Raw genomic sequence first — 13,957 nt, 5'->3', positions numbered from 1 at the left:
CTTAGTCCTCGTCCAGGATTGCCGGGACCTTGAAGCGGCCTTCGTACGCGTCGGGGGCGCCGGACAATGCCTGCTCGGCCGTGAAGGTGTGGCCGACTACGTCTTCGCGGAACACATTGGTCAGCGGAATCGGGTGGGACGTGGCCGGGACGTCATCACCGGCGGCTTCACTGACGGACTTCACTGAATCAACGATGACGGCGAGTTCGCCGGCCATCCTGTCCAGCTCTTCAGCACTCATCTCGATGTGCGCGAGATGCGCGAGATGCGCGACGTCGTCGCGGTTGATCGCAGCCATGGATCTCCCCTGCAAGTTCGGATTATTTTCCGTCCCAGTCTACGTGGGTTGAACTGCTGTTACCGTCGGACGCCGAGACGACAGTTCGCGGCAATGTTTTGTGCAAACACTGCCGCGAACTGTCTTCTCGCGGGGTGGGTTAGCCGATGCCGATGGCTCCGGTGAGGACTCCGGTGGCAAGCATGACCAGGGAGATGACGGCGGTGCGCCAGAGGACCTTCTTGTGGTGGTCGCCGAGGTCCACCTTGGCGAGGGAGACCAGGAGCAGGATGGCCGGGACCAGGGGGCTCTGCAGGTGGAAAGGCTGGCCGGTGATGGAGGCGCGTGCCATGTCGGCGGCGCTGACGCCGTAGTGGGCCGCGGTTTCGCTGAGGACCGGGAGGACGCCGAAGTAGAAGGCGTCGTTGCTCATGAAGAAGGTCATCGGGATGCTCAGTACGCCGGTGATGATGGCCATGAACGGGCCCATGTCGGCGGGAATGATCGCCACGAGCCACTCCGACATTGCCTTGACCATGCCGGTGCCGTTCAGGACGCCCGTCAGGACGGCGGCGGCCATGACCATGCTGACGACGGCGACGATCGAGGGTGCGTGGGCGATCAGCTGGGCCCCCTGGTCTTTGACCTTCGGGAAGTTGACCAGCAGGGCGATCGCGGAACCCACCATGAAGACGAATGGCAGCGGAATAACGTTGGCTACGAGCGTCACCATGACGGCCACCGTCAGGCCGAGGTTGAACCAGAACAGCTTGGGACGCAGCGTAGCGCGGTTGGGGTCCAGTGCGGTGTCCGCCATGGCGGAATCGCGGTCGTCCACGAGCTCTTCAGTGCGTTCCAGGACAGCAATCGAACCGCTGCCGGCCGGGGTTCCGCCGCCGGGACGGTCGGCCTTGCGCCGGCCGCCGGTGCCGCCGGCGCCGCCGTCGAATCCGGCGCCGTCGGCCCAGATCTCCGGGGCGACGGCGCGGAGCCGGTTGCGTTCCTGCAGGCCCAGGAGCCAGGCGAAGACGAAGACGACCACGAGGCCGGCGATCAGCGAGGGGATCATGGGAACGAAGACTTCGTTCACATCGAGCTTCAGCGCGGTTGCTGCACGGGCGGTAGGGCCGCCCCAGGGCAGGATGTTCATGGTGCCGTTGGCGAGGCCCGCCACGCAGGTCAGGACCACGGGGCTCATCTTGAGGCGCAGGTAGACCGGCAGCATGGCAGCGGTGGTGAGGATGAAGGTGGTGGAGCCGTCGCCGTCGAGGGACACTGCCGCTGCGAGGATGGCGGTGCCGAGGACCACCTTGGCGGGGTCGTTGCCAAGCTTGCGCAGGATGAACCGGACCAGGGGGTCAAAGAGCCCGACGTCGATCATCAGGCCGAAGTAGATGATGGCGAACATCAGCAAGGCGGCGGTGGACGTCATCGACTTCATGGAGTCCATGACCATGGGGCCGATGCCGAGACCGGCGCCGGCGAAAAGTCCGAAGACTGTGGGGACGATGATCAGCGCCAGCACTGGCGTCAGCTTCTTCGTCATGATCAGCACCATGAAAACCGCGATCATGGCGAATCCTAGTAATACCAGCACGGCCGGCTCCTCTATGTGTTCGGCACCACCCCGGTGTGATGCGTACTACAGACGTTAGAGTGGCCCCCGTCACGGCAGTGCCTTTGGCTCAATTGATTGGCATACTGCTTATTGGAAGCATTTTGCTCATTTTGCTCACCGTTTCATTGACTCGAGGAAGGAGGACCGCCGTGGCGCGCCTGGCCGGCAGGGCTCCCCTTCGTTTCTCCACCCAGACCCTCCTGTTGCAGTTGGGCGTCGTGGCGCTCGTCGTCCTCCTCAGCGCGGCCGTTCATGCCTGGCTGACCTACGAGCGGTTGGGCCGTGAGGCCGAGAACCAGGCCCTGACGCTGGCCCGGACCGTCGCTTCGGATCCGGAGGTGCGGGCAGAGGTGCAGCAGATCAGCGCGCAGCCCGGCACTCCCCCGCGGGCCGAGCTGCTGACCGGTCCCCTGATGGCCGCCGCGGAGGGAGCGCGCACCCGCACCGGAGCACTGTTTGTTGTCATCACCGATGAGACCGGCCTGCGGCTGGCCCACCCCGATGCCGAGCGGCTGGGCGAACGGGTCAGCACCGACCCGTCCGAGGCACTGGCCGGCAAGGAGGTCACCACCCGGAACACGGGCACGCTCGGACCATCCGCCGGCGCCAAGGTCCCCGTGTTCGCCCCGGGCTCGGAGGCGGTGGCCGGCGAGGTCAGCGTGGGCTATTCCACCGAAACCATCGGCCAGAGCCTGGCCCGGGACATCGTTCCCATCGCCCTGACCGCCGCCGGGGCCCTGCTCGCCGGGGTACTCGCCTCCTTCCTGCTGCGCCGCCGCCTGCAGCGGCTCACGCTGGGCCTGGAACCGGAGGAGATCAGCACCCTGGTCCATGACCAGGTGGCTGTCCTCCAGGGCGTGGACGACGGCGTCATCGGCGTCTCCGCGGACGGCCGGATCAGCGTCTTCAACGCCGCGGCGCAGCGGCTCCTGGGCCAGCCGGACCTGGCCGGAACACCGTGGGCAGCCGCCCCGGTCCCAGCCCAGCTCAAGGCCCTGACCCGCGCCGATGCCGCGGAGGGCGACGCGGTGGAGTTCGTGGCCGGCGCCCGTATCCTGGTGGCGAGCGCTCGCAAGGCGCTGCATGGCCGGGAAGACCTCGGGTGGGTGGTCATGCTCCGGGACCGCACCGAACTCCAACAGCTCACCCGCCAACTCGACGCGGTCGGCACCATGTCCACGGCGCTTCGGGCCCAGCGCCACGAATTCGCCAACCAGCTGCACACTATCGCCGGATTCATGAGCATCGGCCAACACCAGCAGGCCCGCGAGTACGTGGCCCGGCTGGCGGCCACCGGCCCGCTGAAGTTTCCGGTGGACCAGGCCGAACTGCTCCAGGACCCCTACCTGCAGGCGTTCCTCGGGGCCAAGGGCGTGGAGGCGGACGAGCGCGGCGTGAGTCTACGGCTGGGCCCGGAAACCCTGGTCCGGGGCCAGGTCACCGAGCCGCAGGAAGTCACCACTGTCCTCGGAAATCTCATCGACAACGCGGTGAACGCCGCGGTGGCCGGCTCGGCCGCCGAACGCTGGGTGGAGGTGGAGGTGCTGGACGGGCCCGGGGCAGGCGGCGCGGGCGCCGGACCGGGAACCCTGCACATCGTCGTCGGGGACTCCGGCGACGGGCTGCCGGCGGCAGTGGCCGGAGGGGCGGAGGGGGATGACGTATTCGCCGAAGGCTTTACGACGTCGGAACGCCCCGTCCGGGCCGGCGCCGGGCAGGGACTGGGGCTGGCCCTCGCCCGCCAACTGGCGCGCCGCCGCGGCGGGGACGTGCGGGTGCTGGAGCGCGGCTCCCCCGGCGGCCCGGGAGCTGTGTTCATGGCGACCCTGCCGGGAACGACGTCGCACGGGAACAAACCAGATGAAAGGGACAATGATGTCTGACGATTTCCGCGTGCTGATTGTGGACGATGATTTCCACGTCGCCAAGCTGCACGCGGCCTACGTGGATTCGGTGGCAGGGTTCCTGGCGCTGCCCCCGGCCGGATCTGCCTCCCAGGCGCTGCAGGCCATCCACAGCCTGCGCCCCGATTTGATCCTGCTGGACGTGTACCTGCCGGACGCGTCCGGCCTGGACCTGCTGCACCAGCTGGATGTGGACACTATGATCCTCAGCGCGGCCTCGGACGCGGCGTCGCTCCGGCTCGCCTTCCGGCGGGGGGCGCTCGGCTACCTGCTCAAGCCGTTCACGGCTGAATCGCTCTCGCAGCAGCTGCGCTCATACGCCCGCTACCGGCGGATCCTGGCCCAGCCCGGGTCGGTCACCCAGGACACGGTGGAACGGGCCAAGCGTGCCCTGATCCCGGGGGACGTCATCGCCTCGGCCAAGCCCAGGTCCGCCACCGAGGCGGCGGTGCTTGAATCGCTGGAACCGGGTGAACAGTATTCGGCGGCCGAGGTCGCCACCCGGGTAGGCGTGTCCCGGGCAACTGCCCAGCGCTACCTGTCGTCACTGGCGGACGACGGCGCCGTCGATATCCAGTTGCGGTACGGCACCACCGGGCGGCCCGAGCACCGCTATGGCCTGCCGGCCCGTACGGGCGGCTAGCTGGCGCTCTTCTGGGCGACGAGTTCGATCTCGACCAGCATCCCGGCATCCAGGAACGGCAGCACATGGACCAAGGAGAGCGTGGGACGGATGTCACCGAACACCTCGCCGTGGGCGCGTCCGGCTTCCTCCCACTGGCTGATGTCCGTCAGGTACAGCTTTGACTGCACGACGTCCGCGTAGCCGAAGCCCGCATCGGCCAGCACGGTGCCGAGCTTGTCCAGGATGAAGCGGGTCTGGGTGTAAAAGTCATTCCCCACCACGCCGTTGTCTCCGCTGGCGGCAGTAGCGGAAATATAGAGTGTGTTGTCCACCTGGACCGCACGGGAGTAGCCGAGCTTCTGTTCCCAGACGGAGCCGGTGCCGAATGTCTTGCGCATTTTCTTGCCTTTCGGGGTGGGTCAGGGTGGGTCAGGCGGCGACGTCGCCGTGCCGGCGGAAGGCGTTCCGGCGGGCGTGGTCGTGGACACGGCTCAAAGCGTCAATCTGGCCCCGCGCGTCATCGCTGAGCTTCTGGAAGGTGACCGGGTCCAGCCCCAGGTCGGGGGCCAGCTCTTCGAGAGTCTGCCAGCCGCCGATCTTTCCCAGAATCGCGGCGCGCATCAGTTCGGCCTCGAGGACCATGGTCATCGGGGACCGCCGGATAATCCGGCCGTTGAGCTTGAGCCGCCCGGCATGTTCGGCCAGCCATGCCGCAGCTTGGCGGTGCGGCCGCTGCCGGACGTCCAGGTCGTGGATCAGGCCCTCGAGCAGGTCCCGCTCACGTTGGAGCTCGGCGCTGACCCGTGCGAGGTCCCCGGACACCGGCGTGTCCGCGTACACCTCAGCCATCCGCTGGATCCGGGAGACTCCGGCCGTTGAGCCGGACAGGTGGTCGGACAGGTAGAGTCCGAGGAGCTTTGCGTCGATCGAGCCGGGGATGTGCGGGGCCATGGAACCTCCAGGGTGTGCCTGTTGCCTGAGCGGGGTCGGTTGACCAAAACCCTACCGCACGGTCTCGACGCCTCCTGGCCGCTTACAGCTCCTGGCGGTAAACGAGCAGTTTGATCTCGGTATCGGGCACCAGCCAGTCGCGTTCGGGTACGCGCACGAATCCGGTTTTCGAGTAGAGGCCGTGCGCGCTCTCCCAGGTCATGCCCGTGGTGAGGGCGACGGCCCGGATTCCGGGCAGGGACCGGCCGTGCTCGAGGATGGCGCGGACCATGGCCAGGCCGGCGCCGCTGCGCTGCACGGCCGGGTCCACCACGAGCATGCGGAACTCCAGCTCGTCGCTCCGGGCGATGTCGGCATAGGGCTCGCCCGCAACCGCCAGCGTCACGGAACCAACAATCACGCCGTTCCGTTCCGCGACCCAGATTGTTGCTTTCGAGGCCCGCTGGGCGACGTTCTGGATCTGCCGCATGTACGGGTGCTCGGCACTCTCAAAGTAGCCAGCGGCCAGGTAGGCGTCCCGGGTGATGCGCGCTATGGCGTCGAAATCGGTCGGAACGGCGGGGCGGATGCGGATCTGCGAAGACACCTGTCCATGGTAAGGGCGCACGCAGCAGCCGGCCCGAAGAACGGCGGTTTCCGTGACTGAACTATCAAATCAGAGCGGGAACTTGCCGGAGAATTCCAGGCTTCCGGCGCAGGTCCAGGCAGCCAGCCGCTCCTCGTCGGAGGGGCCGCCGGCCAGCGGGCTGGTGAGCCGGGGCCGGCGCACCCAGCAGCCTGCCTCCTCCGCGATCAGGGCGCCGGCCGCGAAGTCATGCTCATTGAGGCCGCGCTCACCGAAGGCATCGATGGTGCCGTCCGCCACGAGGCAGAGGTCCAGGGCCGCGGAGCCGAGCCGGCGGACGTCGGCGAAGCCCTCCATCAGGCTGCCCAGGCCGCCCGCCTGTTCGGCGCGGACACCGGCGTCGTAGTTGAAACCCGTGGCCAGGATCTGCCCGCTGCGCCCGGGGACCGGCCCGAACAGCTGCGTCTGCCGGCCGTTCTCGTCAAGCCAGGCCCCGTGGCCACGGGACGCGTAGTAGCTCCGTCCCAGTGCCGGGGCGTGAACGACGCCGGCCAGCCAGACGCCCTCGGGATCCGCCACGGCCACCGAGGTGCCGTAGTAGACGATATTGCGGATGAAGTTGGTGGTGCCGTCCAGCGGATCGACGGACCAGCGGTAGCCGCTGGCGTCGTCGGGCAGGACGGTGCCGCCCTCTTCTCCGGTGATGATGTCCTGCGGCCGGGCAGCGATAAGCACCGCCCGGACGGCCTTCTCTGCGGCGAGGTCGAATGCCGTCACCCAGTCCCCCGCGTCGCCCTTGTTGCTGACCCCGAGTTCGGCCGCGTTCCGGCCGGCCAGGACCGCGGCCCCGGCCGCCGCCGCCGCCCGGGCCAATTCGAGCAGTGCCCCCGGCTCCGGGCCGGAAGCGGGATCCGCGCTCATTCGGTTGCCAATTCCTGGATTTCCTCAGCGGAATCGTCCGAATCGTCCCCACCCGTACCGCCGGCCGTACCGCCGGCCGGGCCGGTCGCCGGGCCGCTCGCCAGCAGGGCGCGGAAGCCGTCCTCGTCCAGGACGGGCACGCCGAGCTGTTCCGCCTTGTCCAGCTTGGTGCCCGCGTTCTCGCCGGCCACCAGGTAGTCCGTCTTTTTCGACACCGAACCGGATGCTTTGCCGCCGCGGATCAGGATGGCTTCCTTCGCCTCGTCCCGGCTGAAGCCCTCGAGGCTTCCGGTGACCACGATCGTGAGCCCCTCCAGGGTCCGGGGCATGGACGCGTCCCGTTCGTCTTCCATCCGGACGCCGTCGGCGGCCCAGCTGTCGACGATCTCGCGGTGCCAGTCGTCGGCGAACCATTCGGTGAGGGCCTGCGCGATTACCGGGCCGACGCCGTCGACGTGGGCCAGCTCCTCCTCGGAGGCCTGCCGGATCCCGTCCATGGTCCCGAACGCGGTTGCGAGCGCGCGGGAGGCCCTCGGCCCGACATGCCGGATGGACAGGGCCACCAGCACGCGCCAGAGCGGCTGCGTCTTGGCCTTTTCCAGTTCCCGGAAGAGTTTCTCGGTGGTCGCCGTCGGTTTGGACGGCGCCTTGGCGGTGCCCTTGCTGAAGAAGTACGGCACGAGCTCGAACTCTCCGGTGGGCACGCCCTTGCTGCGCTTTTCGCGCCGGATGCGCACGCCCGCGAGGTCTTCCGGTTTCAGCCGGAACAGCGTCGCCTCGGTGGTCAGCGGCGGGGTCTCCGGCTCCGTAGGCTGGGTGAGGGCAATGGCTGCTTCCCAGCCGAGGGCCTCAATGTCGAAGCCGCCGCGGCCGGCGAGGTGGAACACGCGTTCGCGAAGCTGTGCCGGGCAGGAACGGGAGTTGGGGCAGCGGATGTCCACGTCCCCCTCTTTCGCCGGGGCCAGAGCTGTCCCGCAGGCGGGGCATTCGGTGGGCATCACGAAGTCCCGGACCGGCGGAACCTGCTGGTCCCGGAGGGCTAGGACGGGCCCGACGATCTCCGGGATGACATCGCCGGCCTTGCGCAGCACCACGATGTCGCCGATCTTGACGCCCTTGGCCTTCACGACTTCCTGATTGTGCAAGGTGGCCATTCCCACCGTGGAACCGGCCACCTTGACCGGTTCCATCACCCCGAAGGGCGTGACCCGGCCGGTGCGGCCCACATTGACGGTGATGTCCAGCAGTTTCGTGTGGACTTCCTCCGGCGGGTATTTGTAGGCCACCGCCCAGCGCGGGACGCGGGTGGTGTAGCCGAGTGCCCTCTGCGTGGCGAAGTCGTCCACCTTGACCACGATGCCGTCAATCTCATGGGTCAGGCTGTGCCGTTTGTCCCCGTAGCGCTGGATGAACGCCAGCACATCCTTCAGCCCGGGCAGGACCTCGACATACGGGCTGGTGGGCAGTCCCCACTCCGCGAGCTGGCGGTAGGTCTCGGACTGGCTGGCGGTTTCCAGGCCCGCACGGGCGCCGATGCCGTGCACGTACATCCGCAGCGGCCGCTTGGCGGTTTCCGCGGGGTCCTTCTGGCGCAGCGATCCGGCGGCGGCGTTGCGCGGATTGGCCAGCGGCGCCTTGCCGGCCTCGATCAGGGCCTCGTTGAATTCCGCGAACGCCTTGGAGGGGATGAACACCTCGCCGCGGATTTCCATCTCCGCCGGGAAACCCTCGCCGCTGAGCTGCTGAGGGATTTCCTGAATGGTCAGGACGTTGTGCGTGATGTCCTCACCGGTGGTGCCGTCGCCGCGGGTGGCGGCCCGGACCAGCACGCCGTCGCGGTACAGCAGGTTGACGGCGAGCCCGTCGATCTTGAGTTCGGTGAGCCAGGCCGGCGTCCCGTTCCCGAGTTTGGTGATGCTGGCCTCGGCCTTGGCGATCCACGCCTCCAGCTCCTCGAGCGAAAAGACGTCCTCGAGGCTGTACATGCGCTGCAGGTGCTGGACGGCGGCAAACGCCGCGGACACCTCACCGCCCACCTCCTGGGTGGGCGAATCATTGGCCACGAGTTCGGGGTGCATGGCCTCGAGCGTTTCCAGGCGCCGGAAGAGTTCGTCGAACTCGGCGTCGGAAATGGTCGGCGCGTCCTCCTGGTAGTACGCGAACCGGTGTCGGCGGACCTGTTCCACGAGGTCTTCGTACTCCTCGCGGACGGCCTCGGAGGGGACCAGCTCCGTGGCGGGGCTTTGGGCGTCGGTTTCAGTGTTCCCTGTGCTCACAGACCTATCCTGCCCTACATCGGGGGTGCTGTGGGGACACCGCCGCCAGGAGTCGGAACGTTGGTCGCGTCCACCACGATGCAGGTGACATTGTCCCGTCCGCCGCAACGCAGGGCCGCCTGGATGAGTTCATCGACGGCCGCCTGCGGGTCGGCTTCGGCCGCCAGAATGCCGGCGATCTGCTCGTCGTCCAGCTCGCCGTTCAGCCCGTCGGAGCAGACCAGCATCCGGTCGCCCTCCTCGACGGGCAACAGCCAGTAGTCCGCCTCGGTCTCATAGCCGGTGCCCAGGGCGCGCGTGACCACGTGGCGCCGCGGGTGCACGGCCGCCTCGGCCATGCTGATCTCGCCCGCGTCCACCAGTTCCTGCACTTCGGAGTGGTCCACGCTGATTTGGCTGAGGCAGCCCCGGCTGAACCGGTAGGTCCGGGAGTCCCCGATGTTCAGCACCAGCCAGTACGGCATGCCCAGCTGTTCCACCACCACCACGCCGGAGAGGGTGGTTCCGGCCCGGGACCCGGTTGCCTCCCGGATGTTTTCGTCGGCGGTCAGCAGGTACTCCTGTACGGTGCCGGCCGTGGCGTCGCGCGCGCCGCCTGCCAGCTGCGGCATCCCGGCGAGGGTGCGGATGCAGATGCCGCTGGCAATCTCGCCGGCCTCGTGCCCGCCCATGCCGTCGGCGACGGCGAAGACGGGGTCGGCGGCGATGAAGGAATCCTCGTTCATCTCCCGGCGCAGTCCGCGGTCGGTGCCGTAGCCGGCGTTGAGCCGCAGGTCGGTAGCGGAGGGTACGGCGGCCGGTTGTGGTTTCATGCCTGTCCTAGGTAGAAGGCTGCGTTACGGGGATACTACCCGGGATCGGGCCGGTGTCCACTGTACTTAATCCAGGGCAGGACTTAATCCAGGGCAGGACTTAATCCAAGACCAGGCCCCGGCCGCTGCCACGCTGCAGTTGCACCGGGTGGATCTCGCCGAAGCCACGGACGTCTTCCGCCGGGCGCGGGAGGAGGACGAAGCGTTCATCCTGTTCCAGGGCGGCTGCGGTCATCGAGTCCACGAGGACCGTTCCCGGATCCGCCAGCGCGGTGAGCCGTGCCGCCAGGTTCACGGTCGGGCCGTAAATGTCCCCGAGCCGGGAGAGGATGCGGCCCCACACCATGGCCACGCGGGCCTGCGGCAGGATCTCGTCCTCGGTGAAGGCCTGGCACAGTGCGAGCGAGATCTCGGCGCCTGCCGCGGGCGTTTCGGCAATGTAGAGGACTTCGTCGCCCACGGTCTTGACGAGGCGGCCGCCGCCGACGGAGATGATTTCGGCGCATTTGTTTTCGAAGCGTTGCACCAGCTGGGCCAGCGTCTTCTCGTTCATGCGGCGGGACAGGCTGGTGTAGGAAACCAGGTCGGCAAAACCGACTGCCCGGGCAAGGGGCAACGGCGTGTCATCCTCGTCCCCTTCGCGGCCCTCCTCGCTGGACTGCAGCCCAGCCTCGGCCCGCACCGCCAGCCGCTGGACACCGGCGTTGAGCTGCCGGCGCCAGGAATAAAGCAGCATTTCCTCCAGCGCGTCCACCAGCGAGGGCAGTTCGCTGACCAGTCGCTTGCGGGCCACCGCGTCGGGCACGCCCTGTTGGTGGACCATGTCCTCCACCAGTGCCTCGATCTGCCACACCACCATGCGGTCCGTCATCTGGCCGATGGCCCGGGTGACCGAAATGGCGGCTTCCTCGGTCAGCTTGCCGGACCGGACCTGGTCCACGATGGTGTTGAGCGCGGACTGGTCACGTTCGGTGAAGGCGACGTCCTCATCGCCCAGGTTGGGAAAGCCCAGGGCGCGCCAGAGTTTCCGGGCGGAGAGCAGGGACAGCCCGGCGCCTGCCGCGACCTCACGACGGCGGAGCTTGCGTTCCCCGCCCAGCAGCCGGTGTTCGAGGGCCTTCAGGGCAAGGCGCTCGCCGGAGATCGCTCCAGTGGGCGGTGCTACCGAGGCGGCAGCGATGTCGACATCGCCGGCGTCAGAGTCGGCGTCAGAGTCAGTGTCGGCTTCGGCCGCACCGGAGTTCGCATCGGAGTCCGCGCCGGGCTCTTCAGCCTGGCCGGATGCATCCGCGCCGGCATAGGCGGTAGGGGTGTCGGTACCCTGCTCGCGGCCTGCGGCGACGGAATCGAGGACGGCTTCTTCGAGTGTGGCGGCCTCGACGACGGCGTCGTCAACGTGCGATGGCTCCCCGTCCAGGAGCCCGGATTCCTGGTGGACATTCTCAGCGCTCATCTCTTCCACCTTCTCTCGTCTCCCATGGCCGGGCCCCGTACCGGCTGCCCTCTGCGTTGTGAATCATGCCCTCGGCCCTGAATCCGCCCTGCGGAAGTTCATTGATGGCCTCGAGTATGAAGATTCGGAACGTTCCCACCTCCGGGACGTCGGGCACCACCGTGCTGGCGGAGTACCCGGTGTCCAAGGATATATTCCCGGACCGCAATACGCGTTGGAGCAACGACTGCCGGATCTCGACATTTCGAACGGCTGCCAGATAAACCTGCTGATCCCGCCGCCGTAACATGCCGTAACGGGCAACTAAGCGCTGGCTCGTCAGGGTGTACCGGGTGGCGTGCCAGGTCAGCGTCCGCGGTAGGCAGTAACCCAGCAGCACCCAGGCGGCCAGCACCACGCAAAGACCAATAAGCCAGGGGGTCCACGCCGGCCGGATCAGCGGGAGGAGCCTGGTGGGTCCGCCTTTGACGATCCACGCGCAGGCATAGGCGGCCAGGGCCGGAACAGCAATGAACAGCAGCGCCGGGACGATCAGCATCCTGGGCTGGGGCCGGGTCACCGCAATCACTTGCTCACCCGGGAGAAGCTCCTTACGCATAGCCGCTTTCGGCGCTGGCGGGTTGGCCGTCGTCGCCCGCGGTCCCGTTCCCGGGTGGCGTCCAGGGCCGCAGATGCACCACATCCCCCGCCGTGATGACGTGCTCGTGTCCGCCGGAGTCCACCACCATCAGGGAGCCGTAGTCATCAAGGCGCGAAGCATGGCCAATGATTTCATGGTCGCCGGGGAGGTGGGCGCGCACCTGCTTGCCGAGGGTGGTCAGGACGGCCTCGACCCGCTTGTGCAGGGAGTGGCCGCCTGCCATGCCGGCGGCAGGGTCGCCGTCGGCGTTGCAGAAGCTGCGGTACAGCGTGGCGAAACGCGACAGATAGCTCTTCAACAGCACGGTCCGGTCCACCGTGGCCGGGCGCTCCAGCAGCACGGAGGTGGCGGTGGGAACGGGCAGTTCGGCAGCGGTAAGGGAGACATTGAGTCCGGTACCGAGCACCACCGGCGGGACGGCGCCACCCTCCAGCGGTCCAAGCTGGGCCAGGATGCCGGCGATTTTCCTGCCGCGGACCAGGACGTCATTGGGCCATTTGAGTTCTGCCGGGATGCCTGCCGTATCCAGCAGCGCCTCGCGCAGAGCCAGCGCCGCGAGCAGCGAAAGCCAGGAATAGCTCTGGGTCGGCAGCGGGCGGCCATCGGCATTGACAGGCCGTAGAACCAGGGAGACGGATACGGAGCTGCGGGCTGGGGCTTCCCAGCGGCGGTCCAGCCGTCCGCGGGCGGCGCTCTGGTACTCGGCCGTGAGTACGGCCAAATCCGGGTAGGCCTGTGGATCCTCGCTGGCGCCGCGGAGCAGGTCCGCGTTCGTGGAACCGGTGGACTCCACCACCATGAGTTGCGGGATTCCGTTAGCGGCCAGGAACGACTCATCACGGAGGGCTGCGACGTCAAGCGGTGGACGATCCGGTGTTTCCTGGGCGGCTTCCATGCTTGAATCCTACCGAGGAACGGCCACCGCGGCTCCGGCCCCGGGACCCGGAAACGGCAATCCACACGGAACTTAGAGGAAAATGTCAGCGACCAGCCGGTTCTCCGGGGCGCCGAGGCTGTACGGCGTGAAGTCCGTGACACCTGCGGCAGCGAGCACCTGTTCATCCGTATAGAAGTTCCCGCTCCGGCTGCCCGAGCCCGGCATGGAGTTCCCGCCGGTCAGCACGGCGTGGGCCGCATCCGCCATGATTCCGGGACCCCGGGCGCCCTGGACGATCTTCTCGCCGCCGGGCATGTTCCGGATCGCAGCGGTATCGATCAGGGTGCACGGCCACAGCGAGTTGACGCTGATACCGTCCCCCTTGAGCTCTTCGGCCAGGCCCAGCGTGGTCAGGCTCATGCCGTACTTGGCCAGCGTGTAGGCCAGGTGCATGCCCGCCCATTTGGGGTCAAGGTTGAGCGGCGGTGACAGCGTAAGGATGTGCCCGGCGTCCGATTCGCGCAGCGCGGGCAGGGCACACTTCGACAACAGGAAAGTGCCGCGCACGTTGATGTCCTGCATCAGGTCGTAGCGCTTCATGTCCACGGCGTCGGTCTTGGAGAGGTCGATCGCGGAGGCGTTGTTGATAACGACGTCGATCCCGCCAAAGCGGTCGACGGCGGCAGCGACGGCGCCGGCGACGTCGTCGTCACTGCGTACGTCGCCCACCAGCGGGAGCGCATTTCCGCCCGCGGCCTCGATCTGTTCAGCAGCGGTGTAGACGGTGCCTTCCAGCGTGGCGTGCGGTTGCCCGGTCTTGGCCATCAGGACAATGTTGGCGCCGTCCCGGGCGGCCCGGATGGCGATCGCCAGGCCGATGCCGCGGCTGCCTCCGGAGATGAGGATGGTGCGGCCCTGGAGGGAACCGGCGGCCTGGTATGGCCCTGCGGCGGCGCCCGAAGCATCGTTGCTTGAAGTCATGAGCACACTCTAGCCGAATCATGTTACCGGTGAGTAACATCGACCCGCCGAGGATAG

General features: G+C 67.8%; 14 protein-coding genes. 2 read left to right on the top strand and 12 right to left on the bottom strand.

Annotated elements, in window-relative coordinates; genetic code table 11:
- Position 1 precedes the first annotated feature (1 nt).
- A complete protein-coding gene (gatC, locus tag OM977_RS06140) occupies positions 2-298 on the bottom strand; it encodes an Asp-tRNA(Asn)/Glu-tRNA(Gln) amidotransferase subunit GatC (protein ID WP_264356623.1) in 297 nt (98 codons plus the stop codon).
- Between the two features lie 139 nt (positions 299-437).
- Positions 438-1,874 carry a CitMHS family transporter gene (locus OM977_RS06135; RefSeq protein WP_264356622.1) on the bottom strand — a complete coding sequence of 479 codons (1,437 nt, stop codon included), beginning with the start codon at positions 1,872-1,874 and terminating at the stop codon, positions 438-440.
- Positions 1,875-2,044: 170 nt separating this feature from the next.
- Between OM977_RS06135 and OM977_RS06130 the strand changes: the two genes are divergently transcribed.
- Complete coding sequence (locus tag OM977_RS06130) at positions 2,045-3,778, top strand: sensor histidine kinase (RefSeq protein ID WP_264356621.1); 1,734 nt, start codon at positions 2,045-2,047, stop codon at positions 3,776-3,778.
- On the top strand, positions 3,771-4,442 hold the full coding sequence (locus OM977_RS06125) for a response regulator (protein WP_264357326.1): 672 nt from the start codon (positions 3,771-3,773) through the stop codon (positions 4,440-4,442). Before OM977_RS06130 ends, OM977_RS06125 begins: the two co-directional genes overlap by 8 nt.
- Here OM977_RS06125 and OM977_RS06120 read toward each other — a convergent pair.
- The 10 genes from OM977_RS06120 to OM977_RS06075 all read right to left on the bottom strand — a co-directional run bounded on the left by OM977_RS06120 (position 4,439) and on the right by OM977_RS06075 (position 13,900).
- Positions 4,439-4,822 carry a RidA family protein gene (locus OM977_RS06120; protein WP_264356620.1) on the bottom strand — a complete coding sequence of 128 codons (384 nt, stop codon included), beginning with the start codon at positions 4,820-4,822 and terminating at the stop codon, positions 4,439-4,441. The two genes, OM977_RS06125 and OM977_RS06120, sit on opposite strands and share 4 nt — an antisense overlap.
- Before the next feature lie 31 nt (positions 4,823-4,853).
- Positions 4,854-5,375 carry a hypothetical protein gene (locus OM977_RS06115; protein WP_264356619.1) on the bottom strand — a complete coding sequence of 174 codons (522 nt, stop codon included), beginning with the start codon at positions 5,373-5,375 and terminating at the stop codon, positions 4,854-4,856.
- Between the two features lie 82 nt (positions 5,376-5,457).
- Positions 5,458-5,961, bottom strand: coding sequence for a GNAT family N-acetyltransferase (locus OM977_RS06110; protein ID WP_264356618.1), 504 nt, complete (start codon positions 5,959-5,961; stop codon positions 5,458-5,460).
- A 69-nt stretch (positions 5,962-6,030) separates the two neighbouring features.
- Complete coding sequence (locus OM977_RS06105) at positions 6,031-6,861, bottom strand: inositol monophosphatase family protein (protein ID WP_264356617.1); 831 nt, start codon at positions 6,859-6,861, stop codon at positions 6,031-6,033.
- Positions 6,858-9,137, bottom strand: coding sequence for an NAD-dependent DNA ligase LigA (gene ligA / locus OM977_RS06100; protein ID WP_264356616.1), 2,280 nt, complete (start codon positions 9,135-9,137; stop codon positions 6,858-6,860). The genes OM977_RS06105 and ligA overlap by 4 nt, the downstream gene beginning before the upstream one ends.
- Positions 9,138-9,151: 14 nt before the next feature.
- Positions 9,152-9,949, bottom strand: coding sequence for a PP2C family protein-serine/threonine phosphatase (locus OM977_RS06095; RefSeq protein ID WP_264356615.1), 798 nt, complete (start codon positions 9,947-9,949; stop codon positions 9,152-9,154).
- Between the two features lie 100 nt (positions 9,950-10,049).
- Complete coding sequence (locus tag OM977_RS06090; protein WP_264356614.1) at positions 10,050-11,402, bottom strand: adenylate/guanylate cyclase domain-containing protein; 1,353 nt, start codon at positions 11,400-11,402, stop codon at positions 10,050-10,052.
- Positions 11,392-12,000 carry a PH domain-containing protein gene (locus tag OM977_RS06085; RefSeq protein ID WP_264356613.1) on the bottom strand — a complete coding sequence of 203 codons (609 nt, stop codon included), beginning with the start codon at positions 11,998-12,000 and terminating at the stop codon, positions 11,392-11,394. The genes OM977_RS06090 and OM977_RS06085 overlap by 11 nt, the downstream gene beginning before the upstream one ends.
- Positions 11,993-12,937, bottom strand: coding sequence for a biotin--[acetyl-CoA-carboxylase] ligase (locus OM977_RS06080; RefSeq protein ID WP_264356612.1), 945 nt, complete (start codon positions 12,935-12,937; stop codon positions 11,993-11,995). Before OM977_RS06080 ends, OM977_RS06085 begins: the two co-directional genes overlap by 8 nt.
- 72 nt (positions 12,938-13,009) lie before the next feature.
- Entirely contained in the window at positions 13,010-13,900 is an 891-nt protein-coding gene (locus OM977_RS06075) for an SDR family oxidoreductase (protein WP_264356611.1), read from the bottom strand.
- Between the last annotated feature and the right edge of the window lie 57 nt (positions 13,901-13,957).

This window comes from Pseudarthrobacter sp. MM222 (assembly GCF_947090775.1).
In the GTDB taxonomy this organism is placed as follows: domain Bacteria; phylum Actinomycetota; class Actinomycetes; order Actinomycetales; family Micrococcaceae; genus Arthrobacter.
The sequence above is the reverse complement of the archived record's forward strand: the minus strand, read 5'-3'. Positions and strand labels throughout refer to the sequence as shown.

What these genes read in the sequence shown, in the direction of transcription:
- gatC (WP_264356623.1), bottom strand. Translation starts at nt 298, where the DNA reads ATGGCTGCGATCAACCGCGACGACGTCGCGCATCTCGCGCATCTCGCG.
- OM977_RS06125 (WP_264357326.1), top strand. Translation starts at nt 3,771, where the DNA reads ATGTCTGACGATTTCCGCGTGCTGATTGTGGACGATGATTTCCACGTC.
- OM977_RS06120 (WP_264356620.1), bottom strand. Translation starts at nt 4,822, where the DNA reads ATGCGCAAGACATTCGGCACCGGCTCCGTCTGGGAACAGAAGCTCGGC.
- OM977_RS06115 (WP_264356619.1), bottom strand. Translation starts at nt 5,375, where the DNA reads ATGGCCCCGCACATCCCCGGCTCGATCGACGCAAAGCTCCTCGGACTC.
- OM977_RS06105 (WP_264356617.1), bottom strand. Translation starts at nt 6,861, where the DNA reads ATGAGCGCGGATCCCGCTTCCGGCCCGGAGCCGGGGGCACTGCTCGAA.
- OM977_RS06095 (WP_264356615.1), bottom strand. Translation starts at nt 9,949, where the DNA reads ATGAAACCACAACCGGCCGCCGTACCCTCCGCTACCGACCTGCGGCTC.
- OM977_RS06090 (WP_264356614.1), bottom strand. Translation starts at nt 11,402, where the DNA reads ATGAGCGCTGAGAATGTCCACCAGGAATCCGGGCTCCTGGACGGGGAG.
- OM977_RS06085 (WP_264356613.1), bottom strand. Translation starts at nt 12,000, where the DNA reads ATGCGTAAGGAGCTTCTCCCGGGTGAGCAAGTGATTGCGGTGACCCGG.
- OM977_RS06080 (WP_264356612.1), bottom strand. Translation starts at nt 12,937, where the DNA reads ATGGAAGCCGCCCAGGAAACACCGGATCGTCCACCGCTTGACGTCGCA.
- OM977_RS06075 (WP_264356611.1), bottom strand. Translation starts at nt 13,900, where the DNA reads ATGACTTCAAGCAACGATGCTTCGGGCGCCGCCGCAGGGCCATACCAG.